This is a genomic window from Arthrobacter sp. YD4 (assembly GCF_030410515.1).
Lineage (GTDB): Bacteria > Actinomycetota > Actinomycetes > Actinomycetales > Micrococcaceae > Arthrobacter.
The window spans coordinates 294,144-313,092 of sequence record NZ_JAUHHD010000005.1; the positions used below are offsets into that span (position 1 = coordinate 294,144).

The 18,949-nt window shown below is 71.0% G+C and carries 14 protein-coding genes and 1 tRNA gene; 4 read left to right on the forward strand and 11 right to left on the reverse strand.

Annotated elements, in window-relative coordinates; translation table 11 throughout:
* Positions 1-140: 140 nt before the first annotated feature.
* The 5 genes from pth to QWJ39_RS14285 form a co-directional block, all read right to left on the reverse strand.
* The gene (gene pth / locus QWJ39_RS14265; protein WP_290258511.1) at positions 141-728 is read right to left on the reverse strand and encodes an aminoacyl-tRNA hydrolase; all 588 of its coding nucleotides are present in this window, start codon (positions 726-728) and stop codon (positions 141-143) included.
* 97 nt (positions 729-825) lie between these two features.
* Positions 826-1,455: a 50S ribosomal protein L25/general stress protein Ctc gene (locus QWJ39_RS14270; protein ID WP_290258512.1), complete on the reverse strand. Its 630-nt coding sequence runs from the start codon at positions 1,453-1,455 to the stop codon at positions 826-828.
* Between the two features lie 225 nt (positions 1,456-1,680).
* Positions 1,681-2,661, reverse strand: coding sequence for a ribose-phosphate diphosphokinase (locus QWJ39_RS14275; RefSeq protein ID WP_290258513.1), 981 nt, complete (start codon positions 2,659-2,661; stop codon positions 1,681-1,683).
* 5 nt (positions 2,662-2,666) lie between these two features.
* Positions 2,667-4,154 (reverse strand): bifunctional UDP-N-acetylglucosamine diphosphorylase/glucosamine-1-phosphate N-acetyltransferase GlmU, encoded by a 1,488-nt coding sequence (glmU, locus tag QWJ39_RS14280; protein ID WP_290258585.1) that lies wholly within the window; start codon positions 4,152-4,154, stop codon positions 2,667-2,669.
* A 107-nt stretch (positions 4,155-4,261) separates the two neighbouring features.
* Positions 4,262-4,333, reverse strand: a tRNA-Gln gene (locus QWJ39_RS14285).
* A gap of 159 nt (positions 4,334-4,492) precedes the next feature.
* Here QWJ39_RS14285 and QWJ39_RS14290 point away from each other — a divergent pair.
* Positions 4,493-5,131, forward strand: coding sequence for a TetR/AcrR family transcriptional regulator (locus QWJ39_RS14290; protein ID WP_290258586.1), 639 nt, complete (start codon positions 4,493-4,495; stop codon positions 5,129-5,131).
* 497 nt (positions 5,132-5,628) lie between these two features.
* Here QWJ39_RS14290 and QWJ39_RS14295 read toward each other — a convergent pair whose 3' ends face one another.
* The 5 genes from QWJ39_RS14295 to QWJ39_RS14315 all read right to left on the reverse strand — a co-directional run bounded on the left by QWJ39_RS14295 (position 5,629) and on the right by QWJ39_RS14315 (position 12,069).
* Entirely contained in the window at positions 5,629-7,458 is a 1,830-nt protein-coding gene (locus QWJ39_RS14295) for an ABC-F family ATP-binding cassette domain-containing protein (protein ID WP_290258514.1), read from the reverse strand.
* Between the two features lie 57 nt (positions 7,459-7,515).
* Positions 7,516-8,478, reverse strand: a complete 963-nt coding sequence (locus QWJ39_RS14300; RefSeq protein WP_290258515.1) for a 4-(cytidine 5'-diphospho)-2-C-methyl-D-erythritol kinase — start codon at positions 8,476-8,478, stop codon at positions 7,516-7,518.
* Between the two features lie 98 nt (positions 8,479-8,576).
* Positions 8,577-9,401: a 16S rRNA (adenine(1518)-N(6)/adenine(1519)-N(6))-dimethyltransferase RsmA gene (rsmA, locus tag QWJ39_RS14305; RefSeq protein WP_290258587.1), complete on the reverse strand. Its 825-nt coding sequence runs from the start codon at positions 9,399-9,401 to the stop codon at positions 8,577-8,579.
* Between the two features lie 266 nt (positions 9,402-9,667).
* The gene (locus tag QWJ39_RS14310) at positions 9,668-10,861 is read right to left on the reverse strand and encodes a resuscitation-promoting factor (RefSeq protein ID WP_290258516.1); all 1,194 of its coding nucleotides are present in this window, start codon (positions 10,859-10,861) and stop codon (positions 9,668-9,670) included.
* A 293-nt stretch (positions 10,862-11,154) separates the two neighbouring features.
* Positions 11,155-12,069 carry a TatD family hydrolase gene (locus QWJ39_RS14315; protein WP_290258517.1) on the reverse strand — a complete coding sequence of 305 codons (915 nt, stop codon included), beginning with the start codon at positions 12,067-12,069 and terminating at the stop codon, positions 11,155-11,157.
* Between the two features lie 162 nt (positions 12,070-12,231).
* Here QWJ39_RS14315 and QWJ39_RS14320 point away from each other — a divergent pair, with 162 nt between their 5' ends.
* The 3 genes from QWJ39_RS14320 to QWJ39_RS14330 are packed head-to-tail and all read left to right on the forward strand — an operon-like array spanning position 12,232 to position 17,297.
* On the forward strand, positions 12,232-13,311 hold the full coding sequence (locus QWJ39_RS14320; RefSeq protein ID WP_290258518.1) for a MoxR family ATPase: 1,080 nt from the start codon (positions 12,232-12,234) through the stop codon (positions 13,309-13,311).
* 12 nt (positions 13,312-13,323) lie between these two features.
* Complete coding sequence (locus QWJ39_RS14325) at positions 13,324-14,700, forward strand: DUF58 domain-containing protein (RefSeq protein WP_290258519.1); 1,377 nt, start codon at positions 13,324-13,326, stop codon at positions 14,698-14,700.
* On the forward strand, positions 14,697-17,297 hold the full coding sequence (locus QWJ39_RS14330) for a DUF3488 and transglutaminase-like domain-containing protein (protein ID WP_290258520.1): 2,601 nt from the start codon (positions 14,697-14,699) through the stop codon (positions 17,295-17,297). Before QWJ39_RS14325 ends, QWJ39_RS14330 begins: the two co-directional genes overlap by 4 nt.
* Here QWJ39_RS14330 and QWJ39_RS14335 read toward each other — a convergent pair.
* Complete coding sequence (locus QWJ39_RS14335; RefSeq protein WP_290258521.1) at positions 17,294-18,793, reverse strand: NAD-dependent succinate-semialdehyde dehydrogenase; 1,500 nt, start codon at positions 18,791-18,793, stop codon at positions 17,294-17,296. The two genes, QWJ39_RS14330 and QWJ39_RS14335, sit on opposite strands and share 4 nt — an antisense overlap.
* Positions 18,794-18,949 lie beyond the last annotated feature (156 nt).

An 18,949-nucleotide genomic window follows, 5' to 3' on the forward strand; every position in this document is an offset into this window, starting at 1 on the left:
GCCGTCGGCATGGAAGTAGCGTAACCCTACCCCGCGACACGGAAGTATGGCGATCATAACGGCGCGCCGGAAGGCTCGGGAAGGAGACTAGGGCCCTTGCCAGCCGGGGGCCCCGCGGCTATGGCCGGGAGGTGCGGCGGTCAGGCCTTCGCGGGGTGGAACTTCTGCTGCGCGGCGAGCAGGCCCTCGCGGATGAGGTCCTCCACGGCGTCGGCGGCCGAGCCCACCAGGAAGGGCAGTTCCTTTTTCTCGGGTCCGGCGAAGTCACGGAGCACGAAGTCGGCGGTGTCCATCCGGCCCGGCGGCCGTCCCACGCCCACGCGGACCCGGAGGTAATCCTTGGTGGCGAGGGCCTTGGAGATGTCGCGCAGGCCGTTGTGGCCGCCCTCGCCGCCGCCGAGCTTGAGTTTGATGGTGTCGAAGGGGATGTCGATCTCGTCGTGGACGGCGATCACGTGGGCGGGGTCGATGTCGTAGAACTTCGTCAGCGCCGAGACCGGCCCGCCGGAGACGTTCATATACGTCAGCGGCTTGGCCAGCACAACGCGCGGGCCGCCGATGCCCAGCCGGCCCTCCAGCACCTGGGCCCGCGCCGCCTTGTGCGACTTGAAGCCCCCGCCCACCCGCGCGGCGAGGTCGTCGAGGACCATCTGGCCGACGTTGTGCCGGTTGTGGGCGTATTCGGCGCCGGGGTTGCCGAGCCCGACGATCAGCCAGGTTTCGCTCATGGGTGGATCCTTTCAGGGCGGCCCGCCGGGGCGGGGTGGGCACAGACGACGGCGGCCGGGCCCCTGTGGGACCCGGCCGCCGGACGTTTCGCCGTAATTACTCGGCGGCAGCTTCGGAGGACTCTTCCTCGGCAGCTTCCTCGCCGGCTTCCGGAGCCTCTTCGCCGGTCTCTTCTTCCTCGACCTCGAGCTCGACGGCCTCGGAGACGTTGACGACCAGGGTATCGGCGTCGGCCAGCAGGGTGGTGCCCTTCGGCAGGACCAGGTCGGAGGCGAGCACGTGCTCGCCGGCGGCGCGGCCTTCGACGCTGACCTCGACGGCGGTCGGCAGGTGGGTTGCCTCGGCCTCGAGCGGAACGGTGGTCAGTTCCAGGTTGTGGACGTTGCCCGGAGCAACTTCGCCGGTGACCGTGACGGGGACGTCAACGGAAACCTTCTCGCCCTGGCGGACCGTCAGCAGGTCGAGGTGCTCGACGATCTGCTTGACGGCGTTGCGCTGGATGTCCTTGACCAGGGCGAGGTGGGATTCGCCGTTGATGTCCAGGTTCAGCAGGGCGTTGGGGGTGCGGACGGCCAGGGTGGTGGCCTTCGACGGCAGGGTCACGTGGATCGGCTCGGCGCCGTGGCCGTAGATGACGGCGGGGATGAGGCCGGCCATGCGGGCGCGGCGGGCGAAGCCCTTGCCGAATTCGGTGCGTACTTCTGCTGCGAGCTTCTGCTCAGACATAGCGTCTCCTCTGGTGGAACGGTGGTTCAGCAAGGGCGGAGGTCTGTCAGCGACCTTCGACGCCGGGCGCGTGGCCCACTTCAGAAGGAGATTCAGACCCAGTCGATAACGGAGACCGGCTGTTGTGCCGGCGCTCTCCCTCGCCAAGGTATCGGGAAAAAGTCTAGCAGTGCCGGCCCCCGATGTGCTAAACGGGGCCCGGCACTGCCGTGGTGAAGCGGGCTGTCAGGCGTTGCCGTCGAACAGGCTGGTAACGGAGCCGTCGTCGAACACTTCGCGGATCGCGCGGGCGATCAACGGCGCGATCGAGAGCACGGTCAGCTGCGGGAAGTGCTTGTTGGCGGCGATCGGCAGGGTGTTGGTCACGACGACCTCGCGGGCACCGGACTCGGAGAGGCGCTTGGCTGCCGGGTCGGAGAACACGGCGTGCGTGGCGGCGATGATGACGTCCTTGGCCCCGGCGTTCTTCAGCACCTGGACGGCACCGGAGATGGTTCCACCGGTGTCGATCATGTCGTCGATCAGCACGCAGGTGCGGCCCTCGATCTGGCCGACAACGGTCTTGGAGACGGCCTGGTTCGGCACGGTCAGGTCGCGGCTCTTGTGCACGAAGGCCAGCGGGGCGCCGCCGAGGCGCTCGGCCCACTGTTCGGCGACCCGGACGCGGCCGGTGTCCGGGGAGACGACGGTGATGTTGTCGGAGCCGACCCGGGTGCGGATGTAGTCCGCCAGCAGCGGGATGGCCATCAGGTGGTCCACGGGGCCGTCGAAGAAGCCCTGGATCTGCGAGGTGTGCAGGTCCACGCTCATGATCCGGTCGGCGCCGGCGGTCTTGTACAGGTCGGCTACCAGGCGGGCGGAGATCGGCTCGCGGCCGCGGCCCTTCTTGTCCTGGCGGGCGTACGGGTAGAACGGGGAGACCACGGTGATGCGCTTGGCGGAGGCCCGCTTGAGCGAATCGATCATGATCAGCTGTTCCATGAGCCAGTTGTTCAGCGGGGCCGGGTGCGCCTGGATCACGAAGGCGTCGGTACCGCGGACGCTCTCGCCGGCGCGGACGTAGATCTCGCCGTTGGCGAAGTCGTAGGCGTCCAGCGGCAGCAGTTCGGTGCCCAGCTCCTTGGCGATCTCCCGTGCCAGCTCCGGGTGCGCCCGCCCGGCGGCCAGCACCAGCTTCTTCTCGCCGTGTGCCGTAATTTCGCTCATGTTTGCTAGCCCTCTTCTGTTGGTGCCGGAGTAGTGGAGGAAGTTGTGGTGCCGGCCGCCTCGGCCAGGGTCGCCGAGATGGAGCCGGGGCGGTTCGCCGCGACCCAGCCTTCGGCATTGCGCTGCTTGGCCAGGGAGAGGGCCAGGGCGCCCGCGGGAACGTCGCTGCGGATCACGGCGCCGGCGCCGCTGTAGGCGCCGTCGCCGACCTGGACCGGGGCGACGAAGACGGTGTTCGAGCCGGTGCGGACGCCGGAGCCGATGATGGTGCGGTGCTTTTTCTCGCCGTCGTAGTTGGCGGTGATGTTGCCGCAGCCGATGTTGGTGTCCTCACCGATTTCGGCGTCGCCGGCGTAGCCCAGGTGGGAGAGCTTGGAGCCGCGGCCGATGGTGACGTTCTTGGTTTCATAGAACGCGCCGATCTTGCCGGTCTCGCCGAGGTCGGTGCCCGGGCGGAGGTAGGTGAACGGTCCCACCGAGGCGCGGGCGCCGATGCGCGAGCCGGAGCCGTGGGTGCGGATGACCTTCGCGCCCTCCCCCACCTCGACGTCGGTGAGCGTGGTATCGGGGCCGACGACGGCGTCGCGGGCGATACGGGTGGCGCCGTGCAGCTGCGTGTTCGGCAGCAGGCGGACGTCCTCGTCGAGGGTGACGGTCGCGTCGATCCAGGTGGTGGCGGGGTCGACGACGGTGACGCCGGCGCGCATCCAGGCCTCGACGGTGCGGCGGTTGTGCTCGGCGCCGAGGGCGGAGAGCTGGACGCGGTCGTTGGCGCCCTCGACCTGCCAGCGGTCCTCGGTGACGACGGCGGCGACGCGGCCGCCGGCGGCCCGGGCCAGGGCCAGGACGTCGGTGAGGTACTTCTCGCCCTGGGCGTTGTCGGTGGTGACGTGGGCCAGCGCGTCGCGGAGGACGGCGGCGTCGAAGGCGTAGATGCCGGAGTTGATCTCGCGGATGCCGCGCTCGGCCTCGGAGGCGTCCTTGTGTTCGCGGATGCCGGTGACGGTGCCGTCCTCGGCTCGGAGGATGCGGCCGTAGCCGGTGGCGTCGTCGAGCACGGCGGTCAGCACGGTGACGGCGTTGCCGCCGGCCTCGTGCGCGGCCACCAGTTCGGCGAGCAGGCCGCCGGTGAGCAGCGGGACATCGCCGTAGGTGACGACGACGGTGCCGGTCAGCGGGCCGCCGGCGTGCCGGGCGTCGAGCGCCTCGAGGGCCGCCTCGACGGCGCGGCCGGTGCCGGGGATGTGGTCCTGGTCCACGATCAGCGCCTCGGGATCCAGCGCCGCGATGTGCGCGGCCACGAGGTCACGTTCGTGCCGGACCACGAGGGCCAGCTCCTCCGGGTGCAGGGCGCGCGCGGCGTTCAGGGCGTGGCCGACCAGGGAACGGCCGCCGATCTCGTGGAGAATCTTGGGGGTACGGGACTTCATCCGGGTACCGGCGCCTGCTGCAAGGACTATGACGGCGGCTGGGCCGGTGTTCTCGGGGCTCACGTACGGGCTCTCCTTGCTCAGCGGCCCGACTCGTGGCCGCTGCTCGGTGGATCTCGGCATCCTGTCCATCCTACTGGAATCCACAGGGCCCCCACCCGCTGCCGCAGTTCCGCCCATAGGACTCGAACCTATACTCCACGGCTCCAAAGGCCGGGGTGCTGCCATTACACCAGAGCGGACCATGCCCGGCGGTTAGGCCCTGGCACGAGAGCCAATTCTGCCACGAAGCATGTTGCTCGTGCGACTCGGCGGTCCGCGGGGGCCGCGCGGATTAGGGCATGATGGATGCTGTGAGTGAGAACGCAGGCGGGTCCGGAGGGGCGGACCACCGCACCGGCATGCCGGTGCGGGCGCCGGGCCACATCCCGCGGCCCCGGATGACCGGAGCCGCGCGGCGGCTGCAGTTGCTCGACGTCGGCCGCGGCCTGTTCGCCGCCCGCGGCCGGGACGCCACCACCATCGAGGAGATCGCCTCGGCCGCCGGGGTCTCCAAACCGGTGATCTACGAGCACTTCGGCTCCAAGGAGGGCCTCTACAGCCAGGTCGTCTCCCACGAGTTCGGGATCCTGCTGGGCGCCGTCGGCGGGGCACTCTCCGCCGACGCGAAGCCTCGGGTCCTGGTGGAGCGGGCGATCCTGGCACTGCTGGGCTACATCGAGGACCGGGCCGAGGGCTTCCGGATCCTGGTCCGCGACGCTCCCCCGGCCCAGCCCGGCGGAGCCTTCCCCGCACTGCTGGCCCAGGTCACCACCCGGGTTGAGCACATCCTGGCCGACGAATTCTCCCGCCGCGGCTTCAGCGCCGCGGACGGCGCCATCTACGCCCAGATGCTGGTGGGTATGGTGGCGATGACCGGACAGTGGTGGCAGGACACCCGCACCCCGAACAAGCACGAGCTGGCCGCGCACCTGGTGAACCTCGCCTGGAACGGCCTCACCGGCCTGCAAAAGGACCCGGGCCTGCAGATCGACGGCTGAGCCTGTGGTTGCCTTCGCGGCGCGGTGGCCCTTCGCCGTCGTGGTCACCTTCGCGGCGCGGTTGCCCTGCGATGTCGTGGTCACCACCGCGGCGCAACGGCCCTTCGCCGTCGCTTAGCGCTTAGTCCCGTCCCAACACTCGCAAGCTCGCGTCGGGGCCCTCGGGACACGCTTCGGCGCAACAGGCCCCTGCGGTCGCTGAGCGACCTCCGGAGCCCGTTGTGCCGCGATGCGCGACTACGCGAAAGACCGCGGCGCCGCTTGTGCGGCAGAACGGCGTGTTCTCGGCCACGCGCGATGGCGAGACGCATCGCCGGAGGCGGTCCTTCCGAAAGGAGCGCATCGCGACGCTCCGGGGTCCGGAGGTCGCTCAGCGACCGTAGGGCTCCGGAACGTTGTGTCTAAGCGACGCGGAAGGGCCGCCTGCGGCACCCAACCCGACCGCGGCGTGGAAGGCCGAACCCGGCACCCATCCCAACCCGACGGCCAGCGCGGAATTACTCGCCGAGGGTTTCGGCGGCTTCGAGCCATTCGAGTTCGAGGCTTTCGCGTTCGGCGGCGAGTTCCTGGAGCTTGGCGTTCAGGGCGGCGAGTTCGTCGAACTTGCTCGCGTCGCCGGCGCTGGCCGCCATTTGGGCGTGGATCTTGTCCTCCTGCTGCTGCAGCTTGCCCAGCTGGCGGTCGATCCGGTTCTTGGCCTTGCGGGCCTCGCGCTTCTCCGCCTCGGACGGGCCCGACGCCGCGGATGCCGCCGCGCCGGCGCCGGAGGTGACCGGGTTGCCGCCGCCGGACACCGTGGAGCCGGCCAGGGCTGCCTCGCGCAGTTCCAGGTACTGGTCCACGCCGCGCGGCAGGGCACGGAGCTTGCCGTCGCCCAGCAGTGCCATCTGGTGGTCGGTGACGCGTTCGAGCAGGTAGCGGTCGTGGCTGACCACCACGAGGGTGCCCGGCCAGCCGTCGAGGACGTCTTCGACGGCCGCGAGGGTGTCCGTGTCCAGGTCGTTGGTGGGCTCGTCGAGCATCAGGACGTTCGGCTCCCCCACCAGCAGGCGGAGCAGCTGCAGGCGGCGCCGCTCGCCGCCGGAGAGGTCCTTGACCGGGGTCCACTGCTTCTCGTTCGTGAAGCCCAGCTGCTCCACGAGCTGGCCGGCGGTGAATTCCTTGCCGCCGACGTTGAAGGAGCGCTTCTCCCGCTCGATGACCTCGATCACGCGCAGGTCGGAGACGTCGTCGAGCTCCTTGACCTCCTGCGTGAGGACGGCGGTGACGACGGTCTTGCCGCGCTTGACCTTGCCCGTGGTGGGTTCGATCTCGCCGTTGAGTAGTTTCAGCAGCGTGGTCTTGCCGGCGCCGTTGACGCCCACCAGGCCCAGCCGCTCGCCCGGGGCCAGCCGCAGGGTGATGTTGTCGAAGAGCTTCCGACCGGCGTCGTCGCCCCGCAGGTCGAGGGAGACGTTCTCCAGGTCCAGCACGTCCTTGCCGAGCCGGGCGGTGGCCATCTTGCTCAGCGCGGTGGTGTCGCGCGGCTCGGGGACGTCGGCAATCAGGGCGTTGGCAGCCTCGATCCGGAATTTCGGCTTGGCGGTGCGGGCCGGTGCGCCGCGGCGCAGCCACGCCAGTTCCTTCTTGACCAGCTGCTGGCGCTTGGATTCGACGACGGCGGCGGTGCGGTCGCGCTCGGCGCGGGCCAGGACGTAGGCCGCGTAGCCGCCCTCGAACGGGTCAACGATGCCGTCGTGGACCTCCCAGGTCTTGGTGCAGACCTCGTCGAGGAACCAACGGTCGTGGGTGACCACCAGGAAGGCGCCCTGGTTGGCGCGCCAGCGGGACTTCAGGTGCCGGGCCAGCCAGGCGACGCCCTCGACGTCGAGGTGGTTGGTGGGCTCGTCGAGCATGATGACGTCATGGTCCTCGATCAGCAGCTTGGCCAGCGCCACGCGGCGCTTCTGGCCGCCCGAGAGGGAGTGGACGTTGGCGTGCCAGTCGACGTCGGAGACCAGCCCGCCCATGATCTCGCGGATCTGCGGATTGCGGGCCCATTCGTAGTCGGCCTGGTCGCCGACAATCGCGGCGCCGACGGTAAGGTCACCGTCGAGCACGTCGCTCTGGTCCAGGTAGCCGACGTTAACGTCGCCGCGTTTGGTGACGCGGCCGGAATCCGGGGTGGAGCGCAGCGCAAGCAACCGCATCAGGGTGGATTTACCGTCGCCGTTGCGGCCCACCATGCCGATCCGGTCCCCTTCTTCGAGGCCGAGGGTGATGCCGTCGAGGACGGTGCGGGTTGCGTACGAAACCGTGAGGTTTTCGCCGCCGAGCAGGTGTGCCACGGGGAACTGCTTTCCTGGATCTGAAGGACCCCGCCGGGGTCCGTACTGCGAACGTACTTAAAGGAGCGTATCGGAGATGATGCGAGCGCCGTGCACCGGGCCGTGGACGGCCATGGCGTCCAGGCCGTGGTGGCGCAGTTCGGTGGCGAGCCCGTCGGCAGCCGAGGGGTTGTGGGCCAGCAGCGCCACGGTGGGGCCGGAGCCGGAGACGATCCCGGCGATGGCGCCGCAGGATTCGCCGAGGCCCAGCACATCGCGCAGCTCGGGGGCGAGTTCGATCGAGGCGCGCTGCAGGTCGTTGACGAGGACGCGGCTGAGGGCGTCGGCGTCGCCGCTCAGCAGCGCCGCGAGGACCCGGGGATCCACGGAGGTGGGCTCCTCGATGGCCTCGCCGCTCTCGGCCCGGAGCCGGTCGAGGGTGCGGAAGACCTCGGGGGTGGAGAGGCCGAAGTCCGCGGTGACCAGCACCCAGTCGGTCTGGGCCTTGACGAGCGCGGGCGAGAGTTCGTCCCCGACGCCGAGGCCGACGGCGGTGCCGCCGAGCAGGGAGAACGGCACATCCGCGCCGAGCTCGGCGGCGAGGTGGGCGAGTTCCTCGCGGGAGAGTCCACTGTTCCAGAGCGCGTCGCAGGCCAGCAGCGTCGCCGCGGCGTCCGCGGAGCCACCGCCCATGCCTCCGGCTACCGGTACACGCTTGGTGATTTCCAGGTGCACGCCGGTGGAGTGCTCGGAGACGTCGGCCATGATGGCGGCGGCTTTGTAGGCCAGGTTGCGTTCGTCGAGGGGGATGTCGACGCCGTCGAGGTCCAGGGTGCTGGCCGGGCTGATGCCGACGGTGATTTCACCCGTCTCCGTGCTGGTGGCGGCCACCTCTTCATAGAGCGAGACGGCCAGGTAGACGCTGGCCACCGAGTGGTACCCGTCGGGCCGCAGCGGCCCTACATCCAGTGAGACGTTCACTTTGCCTGGCGCCTTGACCCTTACGGTCCGCGCCGGGAAGCGCCCTCTCACTGCGTTCATGGCTCCACGCTATGGCATGGGCGGTGCGGTTCCAAGCCGCCGGCGCAGGTGATATCCACGCGGCCCGGGGGTCTGCTCCGCGCTAGATGGCCCAGGGCTCAGGCGTCCGCGGGCGCCGGGGCGTTGCGCGCCTCGGCGATCCGGGCGAAGGCCGTCACGTCCAGCACCTCGCCGCGCGCCGTGGGGTCCACGCCCGCGGCGCGGAGGCACCGCTCGGCCTCGGCGGCGCTGCCGGCCCAGCCGGCCAGCGCCGCGCGCAAAGTCTTCCGGCGCTGGGCGAACGCGGCGTCGATCACGGCGAACACCTCTTCCCGGGTGGCCGTCGTGGCCGGTGGTTCGCGGCGGGTGAAGGCCACCAGGCCGGAGTGGATCTTCGGCGCAGGCCAGAAGACGTTCATGCCGATGACCCCGGCCTTGCGCATCCCGCTGTACCAGGCGGCCTTGACCGAGGGGACGCCGTAGGTCTTGGAGCCGGGCGCCGCGGCCAGCCGGTCCGCCACCTCGTCTTGGACCATGACCAGCCCGTGGCGCAGGCTCGGGAAGTGCTGGAGCAGGTGCAACACGACGGGAACGGCCACGTTGTAGGGCAGGTTGGCCACCAGCGCGGTGGGCTCCACCGGCAGCTCGGTGACCTTCATGGCGTCGGAGAGGACCAGGTGGAAGTCCTGCGCGGCGCCGGGGCGCCAGCGTTCGACAGTAGCGGGGAGTTTCGCGGCGAGGACCGGATCGATTTCGACGGCGACGACGGTTTTGGCGGCGTCCAGCAGGCCCAGGGTCAGGGACCCGAGCCCGGGGCCGACCTCGAGGACGGTCTCGTCCGGGGCGATGTCGGCGACGGAGACGATGCGGCGGATGGTGTTGCCGTCGATGACAAAGTTCTGGCCCAGCGTCTTCGTGGGACGGACCCCGATCTCCTCGGCCATCCGGCGGATGTCGGTGGCGCCCAGCAGGGGTGCAGGGGCGGTCACGGGAGGCGTCGCGGCGGTCGCGGGAGTTGCCGCGTCGGGCCCGGCGGAGGTCGGTTCAGTCACCTAGGTATCCTATCCCGCGGTGCCGCCGCCCCCGACGGGGGACGGCGCGGCAGACGGCGAAGGAAATGGCACAGGTTAAGGCGAAGGCCGGCCCCGGCTCTGTGCTGGACAGAGCGGGGGCCGGCCTTGACGGGATCGTGCTGTGTTACGCGGTCAGGTTAGCGCGAGGCCGCCCAGCCGCAGCCCCACGGGCCGAGGCCTGCCTTGGCGTAGTACGTGTTCGCGACGGCGATCTGCTGGGCCTTGCTGGCCTGGCTGGCGTTGGGAGCGTAGGCCCCGCCGCCGTTGGCGAGCCAGGACGGGATGTCGAACTGCAGGCCGCCGTAGTAGCCGTTGCCGGAGTTGATGGACCAGTTGCCGCCGGACTCGCACTGGGCGATCTTGTCCCACATGGCCTCGTTCATCATGGCCGGGGCGGCGGCACCGGTGTTGCCGGACGCGGCCGGCGCGGCGGCGGCCTGCGGCTTGGGCTTTTCCTTGGTTCCGACCGCGATCTTCTCGGTGACCGGCTGGAGCGTGACGTTCTGCGAGACAAGGGTGCGCGAGGCTTCACGGCCGTCAACCAGGATCAGCTTGAAGCTCTTGCTCATGCTGCCGTTGACGCCGGCCTGCAGGACCTTGGAATCGCCCTTGAACAGGGTCGCGTCGTCGGAGCTCAGGCTCTCGAACGGGACGGCCTCGGTGGTCTCGTCGGTCTTGGTGGTGTCCACCCGGGAGACCTTGACCACCATGTCGTTGACGACGGGGGCGTTGGCCGGCTGGGAGAGACGGTCGCTGGCGCCGAGCTTGATGCCGGCTCCGTTCAGCAGCTCACCGACGGTGGCGGCGGTGGTGGTGGTCTTGGTGTCCTTGCCGTCGGCCACGAGGGTGACGGTCTTCGGCGTCGAGATGCTCACGTAGGAGCCGGAGACGGCCAGCTGGGCGTCCTTGGGGACGGAAACCTCGGAGGCGCTGGCGACGCCGAGCTCGGAGACCAGGCTCTCGACGGTGGGGGCGGTGGTGGTCACGGTCCGCTCGGCGCCGTCCACGCTGACCTTGACGGCCTTGGCGAGGTTGACGTTGATGACGGAGCCGTCCTGGACATGGGCGTCGGCGGCGGGCGTGACCTTGTCCGCGGACTGCAGTTCGACGTTGGCGGCCTTAACAACCTGGCCTACGGTGCCGCCGAAGGTCTGCACGGAGCTGACCTTGCCGTCAACGTTGAGCGTGACTGTCTTGTTGTTGCCGACGAAGGCGACGAGGCCGAGCACGAGGGCCATGAGGACCACCAGCTGTGAACCGACCTTGACGACGCTGACCTTGCCGTCCGTTGTGAAGAACTTGACCACGATTGCCCGTATCTCTTGGACCATCCGGGCACGGGGAAAAGTGCACAGGCGTGTCCCGTCAAACACCCTCGAGGGCTGGTCCGGACCGGGTCCGGATGCTTGCGGAAAACGCGGGCACCGCCACACCACCAAACGAGAGCGCGCACGTGGATCAACCACTGCAGCGCGCGTCCGAAAGGAGTGAAATTATCCGAAGGCCTTCCCCGACCCCGGCTAATAGTTGACCACTGTAACCGGAGCGTTATAAAGCGGCCAAGAAATTATGCATACCGGGTATTCATGGGACGTCACATCGGAGAGCGCGAAAAATCCCGGCGTCAGTCCCAGGATCCGTATGCCCGCACGGTATTTTCGGCCAGGCCGGCGCAGAGTCCGGCGAGGTCCCGGCCTGTCAATTCGGCCATGCCGCGGACCGTGTACGGCACCATGTAACTGGCGTTCGGACGGCCCCGGTGCGGGTGCGGGGTCAGGAACGGCGCGTCGGTTTCGACCAGCAGCAACTCCGGTTCGGCGATGGCCAGCGCGCTGCGCAGGTCGGCAGCGTTCTTGAAGGTCACCGTCCCTGCAAAGGACATGTACCAGCCCTCCCGGTTGCAGGTTCTTGCCAGCTCCTCGCCGCCGGAGAAACAGTGGAAGACCACCCGCTCGGGGGCGCCCTCCTCGCGCAGCACCTGCACGACGTCGTCGTGGGCGTCCCGGTCGTGGATCTGCAGGGTCAGGCCCAGCCGCTTGGCGATGTCGATGTGCCGGCGGAACGAGTAGCGCTGGTGGGCCAGACCCTCCCCCTCGGTGCGGAAGAAGTCCAGGCCGGTCTCCCCGATGGCCCGGACCCGGGGGTGGGCGGCGAGCGCCTCGATCTCGGCCAGCGCCTCCTCCAGCTCGCCGCGGGCGGCGTAGTGGGGTGCGTCGTTCGGGTGCAGGGCGACGGCGCCAAGCAGCCGCGCGTCGAGGTCGACCGCTTCGACGGTGAAGCGGGAGGACTCCAGGTCGCAGCCGACCTGGATGGCGCCCTGCACGCCGACGGCGGCGGCGGCGTCGAGGGCGTCCTTGATGCCGACGGCGGGCCCGTCCGCGGACGCCCCGGCGTCCGGGAAGTCCAGGTGGGTGTGGTTGTCCATGACCGGGACCGGCAGCGGCTCCGGTGCCGGCGGGTAGGCCTTGCGACCGGAGGTACCGGTGCCCTCGTCACTGATCGCGCGGAACGGGGCCGGGGCCTGGGAGGAAGAGGACATGCTTCCAGCCTAGCGGCGGCCCGGATCGGAGAATTACCGGAACTCTCTGTCTGCGCTGAGAGTTGTGTGAGTACGCTGATATCACACAGGCGGCCCACCGTGGTGCCCGGCAGCATCTGCCTGCCGCGGATTTCCGGCCGCCCCAGGGCTGAAAGGCTGCCGATGGATTTCCACCGCCGCACCACCTTTGACGAGACCGTTGACGAGGCCATGGCCGCGCCGCAGCAGGCCGCCCATGTCCCCGCCGCCCGCACCGGGCAGGAGCCGATGGATCCGGCAGAGTTCAGCCGGGCCTGCGACCGGATCCTGGCCGGCATCAACACGGTCATCGACGGCAAAGCCGAGGCGGCGAAGCTGGCCCTGACGGTGCTCCTGGCCCAGGGCCACCTGCTCCTGGAGGACGTGCCCGGCGTCGGGAAAACCATGCTGGCCAAGACCCTGGCACGCACCATCGACTGCACGGTCAGCCGGATCCAGTTCACCCCGGACCTGCTGCCCTCGGACGTGACCGGCGTGTCCGTGTACAACCAGGCGACGCGGATGTTCGAGTTCCGTCCCGGCGCGGTCTTCGCCAACATCGTGATCGGCGACGAAATCAACCGGGCCTCCGCGAAGACCCAGTCCGCCCTGCTCGAGTGCATGGAGGAGCACCAGGTCACCGTCGACGGGACCTCCTACCGGCTGGACGAGCCGTTCATGGTGGTGGCCACGCAGAACCCCATCGAGATGGAGGGCACCTATCCGCTGCCCGAGGCGCAGCGGGACCGGTTCATGGCCAGGATCTCGATGGGCTACCCGGACCGGGAGGCGGAGCTGGAGATGCTGGAGACGCACCAGTCCGCGTCCCCGCTGGCCGCCGTGTCCGCCGTCGTCACCGCCGCGCAGGTGGCCGCGATGATCGCCACGGTCCAGCAGGTCTACGTCTCCCGCGCGGTCAAGGAGTACACGGTGGCGCTCGGCCGCGCCACGCGGGAGAGCCCGCTGCTGCGGCTAGGCGCAAGCCCCCGGTCCATGCTGCAGCTGCTGCGCGCGGCGAAGGCCACCGCGGCGCTGGAGGGCCGGGACTTCGTCCTGCCCGACGACGTCGTCGCCGTCGCCGAGCCGGTGCTGGCGCACCGCATCATCCTGGACCGAAAGGCCGCCGGCACCGGCGAGACTCCGCAGTCGGTCATCCGCTCCATCCTGGCCAAGGTTCCGGTGGGCGAAGGGGCCGCCGGTCCGCCCGCGGGCCGGCGCCGCTAGGACCCGGCCGCCATGGGGGTATGGGACCGGATCCCGAAGCAGATCTTCAGCACGCGCGGCTGGGGGCTGCTGGCCGCCGGGTTGCTCTGCCTGCTGGCCGCCCAGGTGCTCGGCCGGCGGGACCTGCTCTCCCTGGCCCTGCTGCTGCTGATCCTGCCGCTGCTTTCCCTGGCCGGCACCCGGGTGCTGAAGCCGCGGTTTAGCGTTTACCGGGAGTTCGACCCGTCCCCGGTCCAGACCTCCGCCGCCGTCACGGTCCGGCTGGCGGTGGCCCGCACCGGACCGGGCACCGGGCACGCCCTGATGGAGGAGCAGCTCCCACCCCGGTTCGGCCAGTCCCCGGTGTTCCGCTTTCCGGCCCGCACCGCCACGGCAGGCAGCAGCCGCTACGAATACCAGCTGCGCAGCGCCACGCGCGGGCAGTTCGTGATCGGCCCGGTCACCGCCGAATTCAGCGACCCGTTCGGGCTCTCGGTCCACCGGCACGCGATCGACGCCGGGGACGTCCTTACGGTCACGCCCGCCCCGGTCTATCTGCCGCCCACCTCGCTCGCCGGCGCACGCGGCCACGACGGCGTCACCGCCACCCGGAGCCGGGCCAACCCCAGCGACGACGACGTCATGACCCGCGAGTACCGGCACGGCGACCCGATGCGCCGGGTGCACTGGGCCGCCACGGCCCGGCACGGGGAGCTGATGGTCCGCCAGGAGGAGTCGGTCACCACCCCGGAGGCGACCGTGATCCTGGACCACCGCTATCTGGCCCACTCCCAAGGCACCGGGTACGCCGGCCCCTCGGACGGGCTGGAGCCGGTGAGCAGCGACTCGTTCGAGTGGGCCGTGACGGCCGCGATGTCCGTCTGCGCCCACCTCGGCGAGCGCAGCTACGCGTTGCGCTGCCTCGACCCCTCCGGCGAGCCCGCCTTCCTCCACTCCCCCTCCGCCCCGGAACCGCACACCGAGGAGTTCCTGGGCGCGGCCGGGCTGCAGTCCATCGCCGAGAGCCTGGCCGCGATCGGGCTCACCGGCCCCCGGCATCCCGGCGGGGACGCCGGGCCCCGACCCTTCGATGACCGGCTGCTGGACAAGCTCTCCGCCCACCGCCTGCGCGGTCCCGTCCTGGCGATCCTTGGCCGGCTCACCCCGGCCGAAGCCCGGGATCTGGCCCCGGCGGCCGCGTTCGGCGCCAACGCCTTTGCCCTTGTGGCCGCCGGGCGCGGGGCGGAGACGGAGGAAATAATGGCGGTGCTGCGCCGCGGGGGCTGGCGGGCGGTGGCGGTCTCCCCCGCCACCGCCCTGCCCGCGGCGTGGTCCGCGTTCGACGACGACGGCGCCGCCCCCGAGGCGACGGCCGCCGACGCCCGCCGCGGCGCGGGGGCCCGGCAATGACGCTGACGGATACCCCGGCCCGGGGCGGCGGGGGCACCGGCTCCGCCGGAGACGGTCCCGACGCCGGCCGCGACGGCGCCGGTCGTGGCGAAACAGGCGGCACCCCGGGCGGCCCGGCCGGCCGCATCCGCGGCGCCGGCCTGGAACCGTGGGCGATGGCCCTCTCCGTCGCCGTGGCACTGGCCGGGGCCGCCCTGGGCATGAACGGGGTACTGCGCGGCTGGGCCTGGTACCCGCCCGTGCTGACCACCGTCTTCACCGTCGCCCTTGCCACCGCCGCCCTGCGGTCGCTCCGCCTGCCGGGGGTGGTGGTCAGCCTCGGCGGGTTCCTGTCCCTCGCGGCGGTGCTGACCAGTACGTTCTTCCGACCGTCCAGCATCGCCGGGTTCATCCCCTCGGCCGAGACGCTGGGGCAACTGCAGGCCTACCTGCGCCGCGCCAACGAGACGATCCTGGGCGAGAGCACCCCCGTGGCGCCGAACGCGGGCATCGTGCTGCTGATCTGCGGGGTGCTGGGGCTGCTGGTGGTACTGGTGGATACCCTCTGCGGCCCGCTGGCCCTGCCGGCCACCAGCGGGCTGGGCATCCTGGCGGTCCTGGTGGTCCCCGCCCTGGTCAAGCCGCAGAGCGTGGGCTGGCCGGCGTTCACCGCCGCGGCCGCCGGCTACCTGATGATCCTGGCCTGCAGCCACTGGTTCCACCCCGGCACGGGCCTGCGCGGGGACACCGCGCGGACCCCCGGGCAGCTTCGCCGCGCGGGTGTCCTGGGGGCGATGGCGCTGGCCCTGACGCTGCTGGTGCAGGCGGTGGTGCCGGGCTTCGACCAGGGCGCCTTCCCGCAGGGCTCCAGGCTCACCCCGTGGGGCGGCGCCACCGGCCTGAACCCGATGATCAGCCTGGGCAACAGCCTCCGGAGCCCCTCCGGCGTCGGCCGGATCACCTATGCCAGCAACGCCGGGTCCGCGCCCTATCTCCGCTCGGTCACGGTGGACAGTTTCGACGGCGACTCCTGGTCCCCGGATGACCGGGATGCCACCCGCCGGCCGGGCACCGGTGCGATCGATCCTGGGACCGACGTCACCGCCGACGAGCAGGTCCGGACCGTCACCGCGGTCAACACCGGGCAGTTCACCAGCCCCTACCTGCCGGTCCCGTACGCCCCGGCGTCTGTCAGCGGCCTCACCGGCCGGTGGAACTGGGATCCGGCGACCCTCAGCATCAAGGGCATCGACGTGAACTCCCGCGACCAGCAGTACGTCGTGGCGTCGGTGGCGCCGAAGCTGACCCCGGCCGTCCTGGACCGGGCTACGGAGCAGCCCCGCGGCCTGCCGGACCTCTTCACCCGGGTTCCGGGCAACGTCCCGGCGATCGTGCGGCAGACGGCGGACACGGTCACCGCCGGGGCCGGCACCGAGTACGCCAAGGCGATGGCCATCCAGGCCTACCTGCGCTCCCCGGCGTTTACCTACTCGCTGCAGGCGCCGGTCCAGAACGGCTACGACGGCAACGGACTCTCCGTCCTGGCCGACTTTCTGGCCCAGAAGAGCGGCTACTGCATCCACTTCTCCTCGGCGATGGCCGTTATGGCCCGGCTGGAGGGGATCCCCAGCCGGATCGCCGTCGGGTACGCCCCGGGCCGGCCCACCGGTTCGACGGTGTCGCTCGCCGGCCTGGGGGCGCTGCCGGAGTACGAGGTGGACGCCCGCGACGCCCACGCCTGGCCCGAGCTGTACTTCCAGGGCCTGGGCTGGGTGGCGTTCGAACCCACGCCCTCCCGCGGCGTCGTCCCGGGCTATGCGACCGAGGCGGCGGCCCCGAGCGGGGCGAGCACCAACGAGAACAACGACGGGCTGGTGCCCTCGGCCGATCCGAAGCCCACGACGTCGGCGGCGCCCCTCCCGGTACCCGTCCCCGCCGCGGCCGGCGGAACCGCCACGGGCCCGGAGATCCCCTGGCCGCTGCTCTACGGCGCCGGGGGCGTGCTGCTGGCGGCGCTGCTGCTGGCCACGCCCGCCCTGGCCCGTGCCGGGTTGCGGCGGCGGCGGCTGCGGGCCGCGGCGGAGGATCCGGCGGCCGCCGCGGGGCCGGCCTGGGCGGAACTGCGCGACCTCGCCGCGGACTACGGCCTGCCGCCGCGCGGCAGCGACTCGCCCCGGCTGTTCGCCGCCCGGCTGCTGGGTTCTCCCCTGCTGGGCGTTCCGGACGGGGTGGACGCCCCGGCCCGGGGCGCGGTGGAGACCTTGACGGCGGAGCGCGAACGGCAACGCTACGGCCGCCCCGGGGTCGAGGGCCAGTCACCGGGTGCGGCAGGGGGTGGGTCCGGAAGTGCTTCCGGGAATGAGACGGCGGAGCGGATCGCCCTGATCCGCGGCAGCCTGCGGGCCAATGCCCGCTGGGCGGCCCGGCTGCGCGCCGGGTGGCTGCCGCCGTCGTTGTTCACCCGCTGGCGCAACGCCCTGGCCCGGCCCTTCACGCGCCCGCTGCGCCGCGTGCCGCGGCCGGCCCCGGACAACCGGGCGACCCCGCAAACGCCGAACGGCGCCGCGGAGACCCGTTCAGGGTTCCGCGGCGCCGTCCGCAGGCTTCGCCGGAACTAGCCGGCGTACGGGTCGGCGATGCCGATGTACTGGGTGTAGAGGTACTCCTCGATGCCTTCAAGGCCGCCCTCGCGGCCCAGGCCGGACTGCTTCACGCCACCGAACGGGGCCGAGGCGTTGGAGACGACACCGGCGTTCAGGCCCAGCATGCCGGTCTCGAGGCGTTCGCCCATCCGGATTCCCCGGTTGAGGTCCTTGGTGAAGACGTAGGCCACCAGCCCGTACTCGGTGTTGTTGGCGAGCCGGACGGCCTCGTCCTCGGTGTCGAAGGTGATGATCGGGGCGACCGGGCCGAAGATCTCCTCGTTCAGGATGCGGGTGCCCTCGGTGACGCCCTTGAGGATGGTGGGCTGGTAGAAGTAGCCCGGGCCGTCCACCGCGGCTCCGCCGATGACGGTCTCGGCGCCGGCGGCGACGGCGTCGGCGACCAGGTCGTGAACCTTGTCGCGGCTCTTCGCGTCGATCAGCGGGCCCACCTTGGACTCCGGCTCGGTGCCGCGCGCCGGGGTCATCTCCTTCATCTTGGCGGCGAACTTCTCCGCGAATTCGTCGGCGACGGACTCGTGCACGATGAAGCGGTTGGCCGCGGTGCAGGCCTCACCCATGTTCCGCAGCTTGGCCAGCATGGCGCCGGTGACGGCGGCGTCGATGTCGGCGTCCTCGAAGACCAGGAACGGGGCGTTTCCGCCAAGCTCCATGGAGGTCCGGAGCACGTTCTCGGAGGCGTCGGCCAAGAGCCGGCGGCCCACCTCGGTGGAGCCGGTGAAGGAGAGCTTCCGGAGCCGGGAGTCCTTGATCAGCGGGCCGGTGGTGGCGCCGGCGGTGGAGGTGGGGATGACGTTCAGGACGCCGGCGGGCAGGCCGGCCTCCATCATCACCGCGGCGAACAGCTGCGAGGTCAGCGGGGTCAGGTTCGCGGACTTCAGCACCATGGTGCAGCCGGCGGCGACGGCGGGGGCGATCTTGCGGGTGGCCATGGCCAGCGGGAAGTTCCACGGGGTGATCAGCAGGCAGGGGCCCACCGGCTTCTTCGCCACGAGCAGGCGGGACTTGCCGTCCGGGGACACCGAGTAGCGGCCGAACGCGCGGACGGCTTCCTCGGAGAACCAGCGCAGGAACTCGGAGCCGTAGGTGACCTCGCCTCGGGCCTCGGCCAGCGGCTTGCCCATTTCCAGGGTCATCAGCAGGGCGAAGTCCTCGGCCCGCTCCGTGACCATGTCGAAGGCCCGGCGGAGAATCTCGCCACGCTCGCGCGGCGGGACCTTGGCCCAGGACTCCTGCGCCGCGGCGGCGGCGTCCAGGGCGGCGGCGCCGTCCTCGGGGCCGGCGTCGGCCAGGCTCAGCAGCACCTTGCCAGTGGCGGGGTCCTCCACGTCGAAGGTCTTGCCAGACGCGGCGGGACGCCACTGCCCGTCAATCAGCAGGCCGGTGGGCACGGAGGCCAGCAGCGCGGCCTCCCGTTCGGCGGTAACGGTGGGCTGGGCAGTTACAGTCACAATGACTCCCTCGTCGGCATTGGATGGAAAAGATTGGATGGCGGGCCCGGGGACTGGCGTCGCACTGGTGGCTCCGTCAGGCCGGTGGGGCGGGCCCAGCAGCGGGTGCGGCCGGGCCGAACTACTGCCCACGGTACTGCCGGTTTCTCGGGGGTG